General features: G+C 73.5%; 14 protein-coding genes. 6 read left to right on the plus strand and 8 right to left on the minus strand.

Features of this window, described 5'->3' with window-relative positions; translation table 11 throughout:
• Positions 1–33: 33 nt before the first annotated feature.
• The 5 genes from LX83_RS25870 to rox form a co-directional block, all read right to left on the minus strand.
• Positions 34–693 (minus strand): tetratricopeptide repeat protein, encoded by a 660-nt coding sequence (locus LX83_RS25870; protein ID WP_253775896.1) that lies wholly within the window; start codon positions 691–693, stop codon positions 34–36.
• Complete coding sequence (locus LX83_RS25875) at positions 690–3203, minus strand: tetratricopeptide repeat protein (protein WP_253775898.1); 2514 nt, start codon at positions 3201–3203, stop codon at positions 690–692. The genes LX83_RS25870 and LX83_RS25875 overlap by 4 nt, the downstream gene beginning before the upstream one ends.
• A gap of 114 nt (positions 3204–3317) precedes the next feature.
• On the minus strand, positions 3318–4175 hold the full coding sequence (locus LX83_RS25880; RefSeq protein WP_253775900.1) for a MerR family transcriptional regulator: 858 nt from the start codon (positions 4173–4175) through the stop codon (positions 3318–3320).
• A gap of 41 nt (positions 4176–4216) precedes the next feature.
• A complete protein-coding gene (locus LX83_RS25885) occupies positions 4217–5131 on the minus strand; it encodes an alpha/beta fold hydrolase (RefSeq protein ID WP_253775902.1) in 915 nt (304 codons plus the stop codon).
• Between the two features lie 54 nt (positions 5132–5185).
• Entirely contained in the window at positions 5186–6631 is a 1446-nt protein-coding gene (rox, locus tag LX83_RS25890) for a rifampin monooxygenase (RefSeq protein WP_253775904.1), read from the minus strand.
• Between the two features lie 470 nt (positions 6632–7101).
• Here rox and LX83_RS25895 point away from each other — a divergent pair, with 470 nt between their 5' ends.
• Entirely contained in the window at positions 7102–7461 is a 360-nt protein-coding gene (locus LX83_RS25895; RefSeq protein WP_253775906.1) for a hypothetical protein, read from the plus strand.
• 61 nt (positions 7462–7522) lie between these two features.
• Here the strand turns inward: LX83_RS25895 and LX83_RS25900 are convergent, their stop codons facing one another.
• Positions 7523–8446: a LysR family transcriptional regulator gene (locus LX83_RS25900; RefSeq protein WP_253775908.1), complete on the minus strand. Its 924-nt coding sequence runs from the start codon at positions 8444–8446 to the stop codon at positions 7523–7525.
• A gap of 71 nt (positions 8447–8517) precedes the next feature.
• Between LX83_RS25900 and LX83_RS25905 the strand changes: the two genes are divergently transcribed.
• On the plus strand, positions 8518–9405 hold the full coding sequence (locus LX83_RS25905) for an SDR family NAD(P)-dependent oxidoreductase (protein ID WP_253775910.1): 888 nt from the start codon (positions 8518–8520) through the stop codon (positions 9403–9405).
• Between the two features lie 46 nt (positions 9406–9451).
• Here the strand turns inward: LX83_RS25905 and LX83_RS25910 are convergent, their stop codons facing one another.
• The gene (locus LX83_RS25910) at positions 9452–10648 is read right to left on the minus strand and encodes a helix-turn-helix domain-containing protein (protein ID WP_253775912.1); all 1197 of its coding nucleotides are present in this window, start codon (positions 10646–10648) and stop codon (positions 9452–9454) included.
• Between the two features lie 259 nt (positions 10649–10907).
• Here LX83_RS25910 and LX83_RS25915 point away from each other — a divergent pair, with 259 nt between their 5' ends.
• A complete protein-coding gene (locus tag LX83_RS25915) occupies positions 10908–12194 on the plus strand; it encodes a YncE family protein (protein WP_253775914.1) in 1287 nt (428 codons plus the stop codon).
• A 75-nt stretch (positions 12195–12269) separates the two neighbouring features.
• Here the strand turns inward: LX83_RS25915 and LX83_RS25920 are convergent, their stop codons facing one another.
• Complete coding sequence (locus LX83_RS25920) at positions 12270–12917, minus strand: hypothetical protein (RefSeq protein ID WP_253775917.1); 648 nt, start codon at positions 12915–12917, stop codon at positions 12270–12272.
• 591 nt (positions 12918–13508) lie between these two features.
• On the opposite strand from LX83_RS25920, the gene LX83_RS25925 reads away from it, so the two are divergent.
• The 3 genes from LX83_RS25925 to LX83_RS25935 form a co-directional block, all read left to right on the plus strand.
• Entirely contained in the window at positions 13509–14945 is a 1437-nt protein-coding gene (locus LX83_RS25925; RefSeq protein ID WP_253775919.1) for a glycosyltransferase family protein, read from the plus strand.
• Positions 14946–15007: 62 nt separating this feature from the next.
• Positions 15008–15517: a ribonuclease HI gene (rnhA, locus tag LX83_RS25930; protein ID WP_301328942.1), complete on the plus strand. Its 510-nt coding sequence runs from the start codon at positions 15008–15010 to the stop codon at positions 15515–15517.
• 254 nt (positions 15518–15771) lie between these two features.
• Positions 15772–16268, plus strand: a 497-nt coding sequence (locus LX83_RS25935; protein WP_253775923.1) for a HAMP domain-containing protein, incomplete at its 3' end; no start/stop codon positions are given.

Below are 16268 nucleotides of genomic sequence, written 5' to 3' on the forward strand. Positions count from 1 at the left end.
GCTGGCGCGAATCCCCCTGTCCCACCCACGTGGTTACTCGGGTCCTCCGGCGATCCGGTTGACCCAGCCGGCTTCGGTCTCCGCCATGCGGGCCCGCCACCGGAGCGCTTCCGCCTTGTTGCCGTGGCTCGTCGCGATGGTGAACATCACGCCCGCTGCCGGGAAGTGGCCCAGTTCGGCCGCACGCCGGTAGTGCTGTTCCGCTTCCACCGCTTTTCCGCGTCGTTGCAGGATGTCGGCCAGGCAGTGCAGTGCCCGGGCGTCCCGGCCGGCCGCGGCGAGCGCGGCCCAGTGTTCGGCCTCCGCCAGTTCGCCGCGTTCGGCCAGCAGGAGAGCCAACTCCAGAGCGGCGGCGCGGTCGCCCGCCGTGGCCGCCCTGCGGTACCAGTGCACCGCCTGGACGTCGTCCCGCCCGCGGCACCGGCGCGCCATCGCCGACATGGACCACGCGTCACCGCCGTCCGAGGCCAGGCGGTACCAGTGTTCCGCGGCGGCACCCTCACCCCGCTGTTCGTGCATGTGCCCGAGGACGCGCATTCCCTTGGTGCTGCCCGACTGGGCCGCCTGGTGTGCCCACTGCTCGGCACGCGCGGCGTCCCCCGACTTCATCGCGATGCGGGCGATCTGGTACATCGCGTCGGCGTCACCGGCCTTGGCCGCGGCCAGGTAGTCGTTGAGGGCGTCGTCGCTCATCGAAACCTCCGATCGGCGGGGTCAGGAGTGCCCGTCCCGTTCCTGATCTCACCCAGCGCGGCGTCGAGAGCAGCACCGCGGTCGGTGATGACGGGAGCGGTGGCCCGCCACCGCAGCCAGCAGTCGCGGGCCTCGTCGAGCCGTCCCAGCGACTGCAGGGTTCGGCCGAGGTTGTTCCACGCCTTGTGCTCGTTGTGCCGATCGCCGGTTTCCCGGTGCAGGTCGCGGGCCCGCTCGTACGCGGTGACCGCCTCCGCGAACCGCCCCAGCTCCACCAACGCACAGCCCAGGTTGTTGCACGCCATGCCCTCGTTGTCGCGGTCGCCGGTCTGCTGGTGCAGGTCGCGGGCGCGCTCGTGCGCGGCGACCGCCTCCGCGAACCGCCCCAACTCCGCCAACGCCAGGCCCAGGTTGTTGCACGCCATGCCCTCGCGGTTGCGGTCGCCGGTCTGCTGGTGCAGGTCGCGGGCGCGCTCGTGCGCGGCGACCGCCTCCGCGAACCGCCCCAACTCCGCCAACGCCAGGCCCAGGTTGTTCCACGCCAGAGCCTCGTTGAACCGGTCGCCCGCGGCCCTGTGCAGGTCGGCGGCCCGCTGGTGCGTCTCGATCGCCTCGCTGAACCGCCCCAGCCCCGTCAACGCGAGACCGAGGTTGTTGCCCGCCATGCCCTCGCGGTTGCGGTCGCCGGTTTCCCCGTGCAGGTCGCGGGCGCGCTCGTGCGCGGCGACCGCCTCCGCGAACCGCCCCAACTCCGCCAACGCCAGGCCCAGGTTGTTGCACGCGATGGCTTCGCCGTGCGCGTCGCTCAGCTGCCGGAACCGGTCCCTGGCCCGCTGGCAGCTGTCGACCGCCTCCGCGAACCGCCGCGACTCCAGCAACGCGGAGCCGAGGTTGTTCCACGCCATGCCCTCGCCGTACTGGTCGCCCGCGGCGCGGTACAGCGCGCGGGCGCGCTCGTGCGCGGCGACCGCCTCCGCGAATCGCCGGACTTCCCGCAGTGCCAGGCCCAGGTTGTTGGCGGCGGTGGCCTGGTCACCAGGGCTGAGCTGAACGGCACTGGTGCACGCGTGTTCGGCGACGGTCACCCAGTCGGTCAGGTAACGCCGACGATCGAGGTAGGACGTGAGCAGACCGCTCAGCGCCGTGACGCGGGCATGCCGGCCGGTGGCGGCGGCGCGGGTCACCGCGGCGATCAGACCGGCCCGTTCCGCGTCGAGCCAGCCAAGGGCGGCGTCGAGGTCGCCGAACCGGGTGCGCACCGGGTGTCCGGCCCCGGCGAGCAGGTGGGCAACCGCCTCCGCCGCGGTGCGGGTGTAGTGGTCCAGCAGCCGGGTCTCGGCCGCCTGGAGATCGTCGGCGGGCACGGCGTCGACGCTGGCGGTGTGGTCGCGAACGAGATCGTGCAGCCCCCACCGCTCGGGGCCGGTGCCTCGGACGAGGTGGGCGCGGCGGAGTCCGTCCAGTGCCACCCGCACGTGGCCGGGGGACTGGTTGGCGAGCGCGGCGGCGGCCTCGGTGGACAGGTCGGGGCCGACCACGAGGCACAGCATTCGGAGCAGCCGCGCCCACTCGGGACGCTGCTCGGTCAGCCACCGCCAGGACGCATCAAACACCGCGGAGAGCGCCTGCTCCCCGCGGGCGTAACCGTCCACCCCCGGCGCCTGGCGCAACCGCCCGGCCAGCACGGCCGGATCCAGCCCGGGCTCGTCGACGAGCAGCATGGCGGCGATGCGCAGCGCCAGCGGCAGGCCGGCGCACACGCCCACCAGTTCCCCGGCACCTGGGTGGGCCGCCCGGTCGTCGTCACCCCGGTGCGCCCGCAGCACCGCGTCGAGCAGTGCCAACGCGGCCGTGGCGTCGAGGACGTCGAGGTCGAGGCGACTGACCCGGGGCAGGTCCAGTGTCGTCCGGCTGGTCACCACCACCCGGTGCGGCCCCGACCGCGGTAGCAGGTCGCGGACCTGGATCCCGCTGGAGGCGTTGTCCAGCACCAGCAACATCGGCTTGCCCTGCTCGGCCAACCGGTCGAGCACCCGCCCGTACACCGCGGCCTGCTCACCCACGTCGACCGGAATCTCCCCGCCAGGCAGCCCCAGCCACCGCAGCAGCGGCCCGAACACCGCCGCGGCGGGCACGGCGACCTGCCCATCCCCGCTGTAGCCGTGCAGATCCACCCAGAACACCCCGCCCGGAAACCACCCGTCAGCCGCGGCCACGGCGGCGGCCTGCCGCACCAGCGCGCTCTTGCCCACCCCGCCCATGCCCACCACCGCCAACCCCGCGCCACCCGCCCGCAGCCCACCCAGCACGCGTTCCACCTCGCCGGCCCGCCCGGTGAACGCCTCCCCCTCGGTCTCGCCACCGCTCACCCGGCGCACCACCGCGGCGGGCCGGAACGCGGGCGCCTGGAAGATCAGCTTGTCAATGCGGTGGGCCTGCACGACAGTGCCCATGACGTCGCCGGTGATGCTGTTGTGGAAGCCGGTACACCCGCCATCGCGTTCGGACACGCCCACACCGTGACCCACCACCACCGCCAGCCGCTCCGCTTCCCGCCAGCACCACCCATCCGGCCCAACCCGCCGGTCGTGGCGCGGCGAACCCGCGCGCTGGTGCTGCTGTGGCTACTCGCGGTGGGTGGGGCCGCCGGCGACACCCACGCGTCGGTGCCGGGCAGCGGCGTCCTCGCCCGGCGAGAGTGCGGCCTGCTCCACCTGATCCGCCTGCTCCACCTGCCGCGCCGGGCGAGGTGAGCGGAGTGCGGCGGCTCGGCGCCGCTCGGCGCGGTGGACGAGCGTGGTGACGATGCGCTGCCACGCCGGGGACGCCTCGGAGATCCGGGAGACGACCAGGGCCAGGCCGCCCGGCTGGCTGTCCCGTTCGTGCGCGACCTCCCACGCGTCCAGGTCGTCGATGAGCCGGTCCAGGCGCGGATCGTGCGGATCCCAGTCGAACGCCCGATCGCAGGCGAGGTACAGGCGGGTGGTCTCGGGGTCGTCCAGGCTGGCGTTCTTGTCCCGGACCCGCTGCGGCACGGCGTCCGGGTTCAGCGCCCGCATCAGGATCCACGAGTCGCGTTCCAGCCGCACCCTCCGTTCGCTGATCCCCAGATCGCGCATGCGGTTCAGGATGGCGACCACCTCGGGGGGCAGCACCAGCCCTTCGCCGCCGGCCAGTTCGGCGATCCGGCGGCGGTTCTCGGTGAGCTGGTCGATCCTGCGCCGCAGTTCGGCGTCGATGTCGGCGATGGCCGAGGCGAACTCGGTCGGTTGGGCGCGCAGCAGCTCGTCGATCCGGGCCAGCGGCACCCCGGCGTCGGCGAGGGTCCTGATCCGGATGAGGTCCACCGCCGCCTGCGCGCTGTAGCGGCGGTAGCCGGAGCCATCGCGTTCGGGCTCGGGCAACAGGCCGACGTGGTGGTAGTGGCGGACGGTGCGCACGGTCACTCCGGCGGTCGCCGCGAGCTGACTGATCGTGAGCACCGTCCTCCTCCCCGTGTCCGATGTGGTCGGTGGTGCCGAGTCTAGGTCCGCGCCGCCCACTCGACGACGTCGCGGACCGCCTGGACCACGGCGTCGGGCCGGTCGAAGCAGAGCCGGTGGTGGGCGGTGTCGGTCAGGATGCGTTGTTCCCCGTGCGAGACCGCGCGCACCAGGGCGGCGTCCATCCTCCGCCGGCCGTCGTGCATCTCCCGCACGGTCCGCTCCGAGGTCAGCGCCCGCAGGCCGGGGTCGACGCCCACCACGCTGAGCGCGACCACCGGGACGTCGGGGATGTTCGGCCAGGCCCGCAGTTCGCGGGCGGGTTCGACCAGCGCGCTGCGCTCGGCGATGCCGGCCCTGATCCACTCGTCACTCGCCTTGGCCTCGATCAGCGGGCACCGGATGTGCTCGGGGTAGTCGGCGAACAGCTCGGCGTTCATCTCGCGCAGGGCCGCGCGGATCTCGTCGAGTTGCGCCAGCCCAGGTCCCATCCGCTCGGTCGCGGCCAGCCCCGCCTCGGCGGGCATGAACTCGTCCCAGTCGCGGTGGAGGCCGTCCAGCCAGACCAGCCCGGCCACCTCCCCCGGGTACAGCTGCGCGAACCGGTGCGCGTAGAGGCCGCCGAGGGAGTGCGCCGCCAGCACGTACGGGGCGGGGATGTGCTGGGCGTGCAGCAGCTCGTGCAGTTCCTCGGCGACCGAGGTGGCGGTGCGCGGCAGCGGGAGCGGATCGCTGTAGCCGGTGCCACCCCGGTCGTACACCACGGCGGTGGTGAACCGGGAGACCTGGTGCTGCACACCGAAGTAGTCCAGCCCGACCGCGCTGGCCCCCGGCAGGAAGACGACGGCGGGTCCGCCGCCGCCGGACCGGTGCAGGTAGACGCGCCGGCCGTTGACCTCCTGGAATCCGCCGACCGGCGGCGCGGGCCGAGTGGTGGACGTGGTGTTGTTCGACATGCCGCCAGGCTCCAACCCTGACGCAGCGTCAGGGTCAACCCGAACACCCCACGTTCAGCCGGCGGGCGGTGCCGCGCCACCGGGGCGGCCGAACCACCGGGGCAGCTGGGTGCGCAGGTCCTGCTGGTCCGCGCCGACCCACGCCACGTGGCCGTCCGGCCGCAGCAGCACCGCGGGCACGTCCAGCTCCGGGCTGGTGTCGACGACGTGGTCGACCCGGTCCGCCCAGCCCGCGACCGAGAGCCGGCCGGTCTGGTCGAGCAGCAGACCGCGGCCGCCGCGAGTCAGCTCGTAGAGGCGTCCCCGCGTCAGCCGCACGTCCCGCAGCCGCCGGCCGAGCAGGTCGTGGCCCTCGCCGAAGTCGTAGCGGACCCCGATCGCGGTGACCTTCTCGATCAGGTGGCGCCTCACCTCGTCGAAGTCCATCAGTTCCGCCAGCAGCCGGCGCACCGACCGGGGCCCCGGCTGGGTGGACAGCAGCTCCATCTGCGCGCGGGTGTTGTCCAGCACGGCGGCGGCCACCGGGTGCCGTTCGGCGTGGTAGCTGTCCAGCAGCCCCTCCGGCGCCCAGCCGTTGACCTCGGCGGCCAGCTTCCAGCCGAGGTTGACCGCGTCCTGGACACCGAGGTTGAGGCCCTGCCCGCCGGTCGGCGGGTGGATGTGCGCCGCGTCGCCCGCCAGCAGCACCCGGCCGGTCCGGTAGCGCTCGGCCAGCCGGGTGGCGTCGCCGAAGCGGGACAGCCAGCGCGGTGAGTGCACGCCGAAGTCGGTGCCGGCGACCACCCGCAGCTGCTGCTTGAACTCCGCGAGGGTCGGCGGCACCGCGCGGTCCTCGGCCACCCCCTCGGCCGGCACGCCGACGCGGTACCCGCCGTCGCCGAGCGGCATGAGGCCGAACCGCAGCTGGGTCTTGCGGACCTCGGCCACCACGGCGGCCACCGTCTCGGCCGACGCGGTCACCGCCATCTCGCCCACCAGCGTGTCAACCCTGCTCGGCTCACCGGGGAAGGCGACGCCGAGCAGCTTGCGCACGGTGCTGCGGCCACCGTCGCAGCCGACGAGGTAGCGCGAGCGCAGCCGCGTGCCGTCGGCCAGCTCGGCGCTCACCCCGTGCTCGTCCTGGCTCAGCCCGACCAGTTCGCAGCCGCGCCGGATCTCGGCGCCGACCTCGACCGCGTGCTCGGCCAGCAGGCGCTCGACGACCGGCTGGGCGATGCCGAGGATGTAGCCGTGCGCGGTGTCCAGCCGGCCGGGCGCCGGCTTGGTGATGCCGGCGAAGAAGCCGCGGAGCGGGTGCCGCTCGCCGAGTGCCAGGAACCGCTCCAGCAGACCGCGCTGGTCCATCACCTCGATGCTGCGCACGTGCAGACCGAGCGCGCGGACCTGCCCGGTCGGCTCCACCTCCCGCTCCAGCACGAGCACGCGCACGCCGTGCAGCCGCAACTCACCGGCCAGCATCAAGCCGGTCGGTCCGCCGCCAGCGATGATCACGTCGAACATGAACCACCCATTCACCGAGATTGCGCACCCGCGAGCACACGCGGTTCGCGAGATCCAGATTTCCGCAGGTTCTGGCTTCGGCCGGCGATTCTGCGGCACCACCCGGGTCTTGCCGCAAGACCCCCCACCCGCTATATGTTGAAAGTGGCGGGAATCAGTGCTGCCCGCACCCCTGCGTCCGATGTGGACGAACACCCGCGTTCGCCGGCGGCGCTCCCTCGGTGGGCAGCCGCTTCCGCCTGACCGGGCAACCGGCGGGTGTCGCGCCGCAGGTCGGTCGCGGGTGGTCCGGGACGCGGCCCGGCGCCGTGTTCGTTCGCCTGGCCGGACTGCCCGAAAGTCCCCAGTTTCGGCACGAGCGGGCGGATTCGCCCGCTCGCCGGGTTACGATCCGCGGACGGCTCAGAAAAGACCGTTCTTTCGATTTCTCGTCGGAATCATTCCACTTGTTCTGGGAAGAGTGAAATCTGATGCCAGTTTCCCCGAAGAAATTCGCGATCGCGGCGGCCGGCGCGGCCGTGCTCGCCACAGTGGTCGCGGCCCAGCCCGCCGCGGCGGCCGGCACCGCCCAGATGGCCTTCTACTCCGGCGCCTACGGGACCGGCACCGAGACCATCATCGACCTCGACCTCTCCGGGCAGTGCCACGACCTGGACACGCCGGCCCACTCCGCGATCAACCTCTCCGACGCCACCGTCGAGGTCTACCTCGACACCGACTGCCGGCCCGGTGTTCCCGGCACGCCGCGCGACGACCTGTACTTCGTGCTGCAAGCCCACTACAGCGGCGTCTTCGCCTATCCCGCGCTGAGCTACCGCGTGCGCGTCTGACCTCCGCGTCTGATCTTTGCGACCGCCGCCACCACGCCAGGGTCTCCCCCGCGCCCGCGACTCACCCCGGCGCGGGGGAACCGAGTGCCGCGGCGTGCAGGGCGTCGGCGAGCCGGGCCACCGGCTCCGGCAGCGGACCGGGCAGCCGCGCCAGCACGACGCGCCGCTGCTCCGGCGAGCCGCCGCGCACCGGCAGCAGCCGCACCCCGGGCGGCACCACGGGCGCGAGCGAGGCGGGCACCGTGGTCAGCCCGCACCCGGCCGCGACCAGGTGCAGCTTGGCCAACCAGTCCCGGGCGGTGTGCCCGATCTCCGGCCGTTCGTCCAGCCCGGGCCACACCCCCAGCGGCTTCTCCCCGGCCGTCGGCGGGCTGCTGACCCAGCGCTGTCCGCGCAGGTCGGCCACGTCGACGTAGTCGCCCCTGGCCAGGGGGTGCGCGGCGGGCACGGCCAGGCACAGGCCGCGTTCGGCGATGGTCCGCACGACCAGTGGCGGCGACTCGGCGTCGAACGGCCGGAACGGTGGCGCCGAGGCCAGCAGCGCGAGATCCACGCTGCCCGCCCGCACCGCGCGCACCAGCGCCGGCGTGCTGCCCTCCCGGGTGGTGACCGCGATGCCGGGGTGGTCGCGGCGCAGCGCGGCGAGGGCGCGCGGCACCAGCACCGCGCCGGCGCTGGTGTACCAGCCCAGCCGCACCGCACCCGAGGACACCGGCAGGCCTGCGAGTTCCCGCGCGGTGGCGTCGATCTCGTCGAGCACCACGCCGGCCCGGCGCAGCACGACCCGGCCGGCCTCGGTCAGCCGCACCCCGTCGTGCCGCCGCTGCAGCAGCACCGTCCCCGCCGCCCGTTCCAGGGCGGCGACCTGCCGGGACACCGCGGACTGGGTGTAGCCCAGCGCGGTCGCGGCGGCGGTGAGCGTGCCCCGGTCCGCCACCTCGCGGAAGACCCGCAGCGCCACCAGTGACACGGTGGTGAAGTCCATGCGCAGTACGCATACCCGCTCTGCTGATCTTTCGCTACCCGCATGGCCGCCGCGTTCCTACCGTGGACGCCATGACAGCCGCACGTATCGCTCTGGTCACCGGTGCCAACCAAGGTCTTGGCTTCGCGCTCGTCGCGGGGCTGGCCGCCCGGCTGGGCCCGGACGACCTGGTGCTGCTCACCGGACGCGATCCCCGGCGCGTGGCCGACGCCGCCGCCGAGGTGGCCGCCGCCGAGGGCACGCGCAGCCGGGTCGAGGGACGGGTGCTCGACGTCAGCGACGCCGACGCCGTGGCCAGGACGGCCGCCGAACTCGGCGAGCGCCACGGCGGGGTGGACATCGTGGTGTCCAACGCGATCGCCCCGCTCACCCCGGACCGGCCGCAGTCCGCGCAGGCCGACCAGTTCATCGACGTCGCCAACGGTGGCACGCACGCCGTGCTGCGCTCGTTCACCCCGATCCTGCGCCCCGGCGGCCGGCTGGTCGTGGTGGCCAGTTCGCTGGGCACGCTCGGCCGCCTCGACCCGTCGCTGCACCCGCTGTTCGACGGCGCCTCGCTGGACGAGGTGGCGGCGGTGGTGGAGTCCTGGCGCGCGGCCGTGCACGACGGGACGGCCGCGCGGCAGGGCTGGCCGAGGTGGATCAACGTGCCGTCCAAGGTGGCCCAGGTGGCGGCGGTGCGCGCGGTCGCCGCCCAGCGCCGCGAGCGCGACCTGGCCGAGGGCACCCTGATCGCCGCGGTCTGCCCGGGCATGGTGGACACCCGCGCGTCCCGGCCCTGGTTCGACGACTACAGCCAGGCGCAGACGCCGGAGCAGGCCGCCCGCGCCGTGCTCGACCTGATCCTGGCCGATCGGGTCGACCCGGCCAGCTACGGCGAACTCGTCCGGTTCGGCCAGGTGCTGCCGTGGCACGGCGGAACCCCGGCCCGCTACCAGGACGACCTCCTCATCCCCTAGCCGGTGCGGCCGGCGGTCGCGCCGGGTGCTGTCCGCGGGGTCCCGCTCACCCCGGCGCGGGTCGGCGGACCGGGCGAGGCGGGCAGGCGCGGGCCAGCCAGGTGTGCAGCGCCCACCACGCGCGCAGCGCGTCGAGCACGGTCGACCGGTCGCCGGGGGCGGGCTCGCCCAGCGGCAGGCCGGTGATGTGGGCGAGCCGGTCGAGCCGGTAGCGGACGGTGTTGGGGTGCACGTGCAGGGCGGTGGCGGTGGGGCCGAGCCGCTGTCCGTGGTCGAGGTAGGCCAGGGCGGTGTGCGCCAGCTCGTGGTGGAAGTCGTCGGCCGGGTCGAGCTGGCCGAGCAGCGCGGTGCTGAGCAGCTCGGCCAGCAGCGGCTGGACGCCCAGTGCGGTTTCCCCGGCCAGGTCGGTGAGCGCGCACACCCCGCGCCGGCCCTGGCTGGCCGCGATCGGCAGCGCGGCCGTGCACAGCGCGTGGATGTCGCGCAGGCTGCCCAGGGGCACCGCGGGCGCGGCGATCAGCAGCGCGGTGGTGGTGAACTCGTCGGTGGCCGGCGGTCGGGCCGACAGGCCGGTGAGCCGGCCGTCGACCAGGCCGTGGACGCCGCCGAGGCGGAGCAGGCGCTGTTCGAGGGTGCGGGCCTGGACCGGGTCGGTGACGTCGGAGACCAGGCAGTGGTAGTGACCGTCGGGGCGCAGCCCGGCGTGTTGGAGTTCCTCGGCCGAGGGCGGGTCGGCCGCGCCGGGCAGCAGCAGCCGGCGCAGCAGTCGGGTGCGCACGTCGCGCGCGGTGCGGGACAGCTGGAGCGTGGCGGTGTGGTAGCCGCTGATGATGTGGCGTTCCAGCGCGTCGGTGCAGTGGTCGACGTCGAGGACCAGCTCCACGAGGACGTCGTCGGGCACGCCGGCGGCCCGGCCCCTGGCGATGGCGATGCGCACCGCGTGGGCCCGGCTGGCCTGCACACCGCGCAGCAGCGCGCTGATCGGGACGCCCTGGGCGGCGCGGGCGGCGCCCAGCTCCTCGGCGGCGGCGACGCGCTCGTCGTCGGGCGGCTCACCCCGGTCGAGGCAGTCCAGCACCAGGGTGAGCAGGCTGCGCACGTGGCGGCGGTTCTCGGTCTCGGGCAGCCGCGCCACATCGGGTGAGCTGGCCCTGGCCGCCCGGAGCACCTCGTCGACGACGACGTCGGCGGTCATGGCCCTGAGCACCTCGCGGAGCTGATCGCTGCGGCGCGCTGCGGGCACGGCCACCTCCTGGACTGTGGCGTTGTGGGAGTGCCACAACACACCCGCCGGCTTGTTGGCCGGCTGCCACTACCACCAAGGCGCTACGCGTTGGTTATGTGTTACTACCGCACGGTAACAGCACTATCGCCTCGCTCGGCGATCAACACGTTCGGCGGAGTCCGCACCGGCCCGCTCACCCCGTGCTCGCCCGGGATGCGCCGCTGGTCGGGCGCTCCGCCGCAGCCCAGCGCCACTCCCGTCTCCCGGTGGAGTTCCCATGACCAACGCGCTCGTCTCCCGCGGTGCCCGGCACGGCCGCGGCCGGCTCCTCGGCCTGGTGGCCGCCGGACTGCTGGCCACCGGACTCGTCTCCCCCACCACCGCCACCGCCGCTCCCACCCCACCCACCGGTACGGCCCTGCGGGAGGTGATGTTCGTGGGCAACAACTGGGACGGCACCGCGGACGTCATCGCCTCCAGCGGGGACTTCGCCCGGATCGGCCGGGTGAACATCATCCCGGACAAGGCGGAGCGGCTGTGGGAGATCTACCTCGACCCGATCAAGCTGGCCTTCTTCCTGGGCATCCGGTTCGGCCCCGGTGAGGGCCACGACCAGTTCGTCGACGACATGTACACCACCCCGGACGGCTCGGCCGTGGTGGCGTCCCGCCCCAGTTTCGCCGACGTGGTGTCCATCGACCTGGCCACCGGGCGCGTGCGGTGGCGCTTCCCGGTGTCCGGGTTCCGCTCCGACCACATGGCGGTGTCCCCGGACGGGCGGCGGGTCGCGGTCTCGGCGTCCACGTCCAACACCGTGCACGTGCTGGACATCGAGACCGGCGCGGAGGTCGGGTCCTTCCGGGCCGGGGACAAGCCGCACGAGAACGTGTTCACCGACAACGGCAGGTACCTGTGGAACATGTCGATCGGTGAGGTCAACACCGATCTGGACGACCCGGCCCTGGACTTCACCAAGGGCGACCGGCACATCACCGTGGTCGACACGGCGACCTTCACGCAGGCCAGGGTGATCGACATGCGGCCGCGGCTGGACGCCTTCGGCCGGTCCGACCTGTCCGACGCCGTGCGCCCGGTGGCGTTCACCCCGGACGAGTCCACGCTCTACTTCCAGGTGTCGTTCTTCAACGGTTTCCTGGAGTACGACGTGGCCACCGACCGGATCACCCGGCTCAAGACGCTGCCCAAGAATCCCGGCACCAGCGATGACCGCACCACGTTCGTCAACGACTCCCGCCACCACGGCATGTCGATGAGCCCGGCGGGCGACAAGCTCTGCATCGCCGGCACCATGGACGACTACGCCACCGTCGTCGACCGCGCCACCCTGACCGAGGGCCCGCTGGTGCCGGCGGCCAAGCCCTACTGGGCCACGGTCAGCGGGGACGGCCGCAGCTGCGTGATCTCGGAGAGCGGCGCCGACCAGGTGACCGCCATCGACTTCGCCACCGGCCGCAGGACCGTCTCGGTGCCCGTCGGCGACCACCCCCAGCGGGTCCGGATCGGCCACGTGCCCACCGCCTGGACCGGCCCGGCGACCCGCTGAGACCGACCGGCGGTGCTGCCCGTCGTCGTCCGCACGGGCAGGCGGCGACGGGCAGCGCTGGTGCGGCCGGCGGGATCAGCCGCAGCTGGCCGGATCGGTGCTCACCCGCGGGTCACCGTCGGGCACGTTGGTCAGCGTGGTCTTCGAGACCGGGATCGCGGTGGTCTCCCTGACCTGGTAGGTGACGCGTTCGCCGGTGTAGACCGGCACGCTCAGGTCCGGGTGCTGCACGCCCAGGGTGACCAGCAGGCGTCCGCTCGGACTGGCCGGCACGCACTCGTAGCCCGTGCGCTCCCACACACCGCCGCCCTCGTGGAGCTTCAGCGGCTGGCCGTTGGGCGTGGTGAGTTCGCGCAGCGGTGCGACCTCGTCGTACTGCCACACGCTGAACGTCGTGGTGTTGGCGCCGACGGCCTCGCTGACCGCCAGTTCCTGCCGGCCGTCGCCGTTGACGTCGGTGACCCTGATCGGCCGGATGCCCAGGCCGTTCGGCGCGTCCCAGGGGATGCCGGTGTCGACAACGTCGTCCCCGACGGTCACCACCAGGGTTTGCCAGCCGTTGCCCACGTCGGTCAGGCGCGCGGAGTCCAGCACGCCGTCGCCGTTGAGGTCGGCGCGGACGTCCTGGACGGAGTCCGCGAACGCGGTGCCGAACGGGGCCATGACCAGCGCGGACATCGTGACACCCGCGGCGAGGGCCGCGCGGAGGAGCGCACGAGGCATGGGAAGTCCTTTCCGGTCGAGCGGGTTCGCCGGTGCGCGGCGGACCCGGCTCGTGGTGATCTGCTTTCGCTGTGAATGTCGCCGGTGCACCAGGGCGAGTTGCCCGTCGTGACCGTCCCCGCGGTGTACTGATGCTCACCGCAACACCCACCCGGTTGCGGCAACCGGCCGGTCCGAATCCGTCCGGAATTCGGCGTGCAATACCCGCATCGCGGCCAGGTGAATCCCTGTTCTGGCGGCACGCCACAATCCCGACGGCCGCGCCCCGGTCACCTTGACAGTGCGACACCGCTCTGCCACGGTAAGATCATTGTTGGGTCAAGTACAGATGGGGACACGGCCCCGGAAGCAGTTCGGGACAACGGTTTCACGGGCGCTCCGGGATATCGGAACAGCGGAATTCAACGGGGCGCCCGGTGTTTTTCCGTCCTCGATTCGTTCGTGGTTGTCGGATGGCTCACCACAATGGGACTTCTGGCGAACAGCGGCGGAATTCCGGGCGGACCGAACACCTGACCAGCGGACCCGACCAACCAGGAACGGGTGGGCGTCCAGTGGGGTGCCGGCGCGTTCGCGTGGGGAGTTGAGCCGATGAGACTGGGAGTGGTGTCCGGCGACGGACTTCCGGTGAGCGGACTGCTGACGATCTTCCGCAACGTCCGGGAACTCGGGGTCCGCCACGGTCTGGTCGACCCGTCGGTGCCCGCCGACCTGGGCTACTCGTGGCGCCCGGACAAGGGGCGGTTCTACCCCGGTGGCGCGGTGGTCGACGGCTACCCGGACTGGCTGCGGGTGATCACCACGCCGCCCACCACCGACCCGGCCGGGCTGCGCCACGAGTGGGAGCGCATCCGCACGGCCGTGGCCAACCCGGAGCGGTTGCCCGAGGCCGACCGCGCCCTGCTGCGCCAGCGCGTCGGCGAACTGGCCGAGGTCTATCGGGAGCACTTCGCCACGTGGCTGCGCGAGCAGGACGTCGACTGGGTGATCGCGATCAACATGACGCTCTCCGACGCCGTGCCGGTCACCGCCGGCCTGCACGCGGCCGTGCGGGACCGGTTCGGCGCGGGCCGGCACCCGGGCGGCATCGTGTTCTGGGACCACGACCTGTTCGGCTCGTGCGCGATCTTCGAGCACGGCGTGCGGCTGTACCCGGCCGCGCCCAACGAGTTCGTTCCGGTCCCCCAGGACAACGGCTACACCAGGTGGGCGGTGGTCTCCGCGGACCTGGCGGCCGAGGCGGCCCGCTACCCCACCGACCTGGCGCCGCGGGTGGTGCCGAACGTGCTGCCGCCCGAGGTGCGCGCGCCCCTCACCGACCGGCACCACGAGTTCGCCCGCCAGTGGGGGCTCGACCTGGACCGGCCGGTGATCCTGTGCCCGGTGAGGGTGTTCCGCGTCAAGGGCGTGGAGCTGTCGGTCGAACTGCTGGGCGCGACCAGTCGGGAGTGCGAGCGGCGCGGCCTGCCGCGCCCGTACCTGCTGGTGTTCGGCAGCCTGGCCGAGGACCCGGACTACGCCGAGGCGGTGCTGGCCCGGGTCGACGCGCTGGACCTGGCCGGGGACGTGCTGTTCCTGGACGGCGTGCCGCTGGGCAGCTACCGGGACGGGGCCGGCCGGTGGCGGCTGGACGAGGTCGACCTGCTGCGGCTGGCCGCGGCCACCAGCGGGATGGTCTTCTTCACCCCGAACACCCCGGACGTGGAGACCGTCGGCCTGGGCCCGGCCCTGGGCTCGCTGGCCCACCTGCCCACCGCGACCACCGCCTACACCGCGTTCGACCAGGTCTACGGGCCGGACTACCGGGTGTTGCGGGTGGGCGCCAGCGCGGCGGAGCTGCGCCAGGCGGGCCCGCGGGTGGTGGACGCGCTCACCGACCCGGCCGCCAGGCACCGGGCCGGTGGCGGCGGCGCCAACCTGCGCCGGCTGGCCCAGGTGTTCCCGGTCGAGCCGTGGCTGGACCTGCTGGCGGAGCTGCACGCGGCCGTGCACCCGGCGGCGACCGCGGTGCGCGGGGAGGCGTCCTAGCGGCTGCCCGGTGACCGCGCGCGGCGCCGGGCCGTGGGTATGGTCCGGGCGTGGCGGACGAGCTGGTCGTGGAGATCTACACCGACGGGGCGTGCAGCGGCAATCCCGGGCCGGGCGGCTGGGGCGCGCTGCTGCGCTACGGCCAGCACGAGAAGGAGCTGTACGGCGGCGAGCCCGGCACCACGACCAACAACCGGATGGAGCTGATGGCGCCGATCCAGGCGCTGGAGAGCCTGACGCGGCCGGCGGCGGTGGCGATCTACACGGACAGCACCTACGTGCGCAACGGGGTCACCGCCTGGCTGCCCCGGTGGAAGGCCAACGGCTGGCGCACCAGCGGCAAGCAGCCGGTGAAGAACGCCGACCTGTGGCGGCGGCTGGACGCGGCCGCCGGCCGGCACCGGGTGCGCTGGCACTGGGTCAAGGGCCACGCGGGCCACCCGGACAACGAGCGGGCCGACCGGCTGGCCGTCCGGGGCGCGCGGGAGGCGCTGGCGGCGCGACCGGGCCCGCCGGAGCCACCGGAGCGGCCGGACGTGGCCGACCTCACCCCGCACCTGTTCTCCTCCTGACGGGGAGCGGCGACCGCGCTGGCGCGGGTCACGCGGGTCAACCTGACCGGGGTGGTGTCCCGTCTGTTCGGCATGGACACCAGGTGGCGGACGGCGCGCGCGCCGAGCTGGCGGGCGGTGTTGGGCCGGTGGGGCGACTGGCGCGACAAGGTAACTTGGGCCCGGTGTCGGCCGGTGGCGCGCCCGTGCATGACCCTGCACGACCGCGTCGCGGCGGGGTCGGCTGGTCGCGGATGAGTGGAACGAGGGCGGACATGAGTGAGACGACGGTCGACGGCTCGCGCTCGCAGGCACCGGACGGGGGCGCGCGCCCGGCGGTGGCCGACGGCGTGGAACGGGGTGTCGACCGGGTCGGCGAGCCCGAGCTGCGGCGGCTGCTGGCGGGGCTGACCGCCGTGCGGGACGGCGACTTCGGCAGGCGCCTGCCCGAGGACACCGACGGCGTGCTCGGCGAGATCGCCACGGTGTTCAACGGCATGGTGGACCAGCTCTCCCGGTTCACCTCCGAGGTGACCAGAGTGGCCAGGGAGGTCGGCACCGAGGGCCGGCTCGGCGGTCAGGCCGACATCAAGGGGGTGTCCGGGACCTGGCGCGACCTCACCGACTCGGTGAACGCCATGGCCGGCAACCTCACCAACCAGGTCCGCGACATCGCCCAGGTGGCCACCGCCGTCGCCAGGGGCGACCTGTCGCAGAAGATCACCGTCGACGTCAAGGGCGAGATCCTCGAACTCAAGAACACCATCAACAC

This window comes from Goodfellowiella coeruleoviolacea, assembly GCF_024171785.1.
GTDB lineage: Bacteria > Actinomycetota > Actinomycetes > Mycobacteriales > Pseudonocardiaceae > Goodfellowiella > Goodfellowiella coeruleoviolacea.

Coding starts and splice junctions, on each gene's coding strand:
- LX83_RS25870 (WP_253775896.1), bottom strand. CDS start 693: ATGAGCGACGACGCCCTCAACGACTACCTGGCCGCGGCCAAGGCCGGT.
- LX83_RS25885 (WP_253775902.1), bottom strand. CDS start 5,131: ATGTCGAACAACACCACGTCCACCACTCGGCCCGCGCCGCCGGTCGGC.
- rox (WP_253775904.1), bottom strand. CDS start 6,631: ATGTTCGACGTGATCATCGCTGGCGGCGGACCGACCGGCTTGATGCTG.
- LX83_RS25895 (WP_253775906.1), top strand. CDS start 7,102: ATGCCAGTTTCCCCGAAGAAATTCGCGATCGCGGCGGCCGGCGCGGCC.
- LX83_RS25900 (WP_253775908.1), bottom strand. CDS start 8,446: ATGGACTTCACCACCGTGTCACTGGTGGCGCTGCGGGTCTTCCGCGAG.
- LX83_RS25905 (WP_253775910.1), top strand. CDS start 8,518: ATGACAGCCGCACGTATCGCTCTGGTCACCGGTGCCAACCAAGGTCTT.
- LX83_RS25915 (WP_253775914.1), top strand. CDS start 10,908: ATGACCAACGCGCTCGTCTCCCGCGGTGCCCGGCACGGCCGCGGCCGG.
- LX83_RS25920 (WP_253775917.1), bottom strand. CDS start 12,917: ATGCCTCGTGCGCTCCTCCGCGCGGCCCTCGCCGCGGGTGTCACGATG.
- LX83_RS25925 (WP_253775919.1), top strand. CDS start 13,509: ATGAGACTGGGAGTGGTGTCCGGCGACGGACTTCCGGTGAGCGGACTG.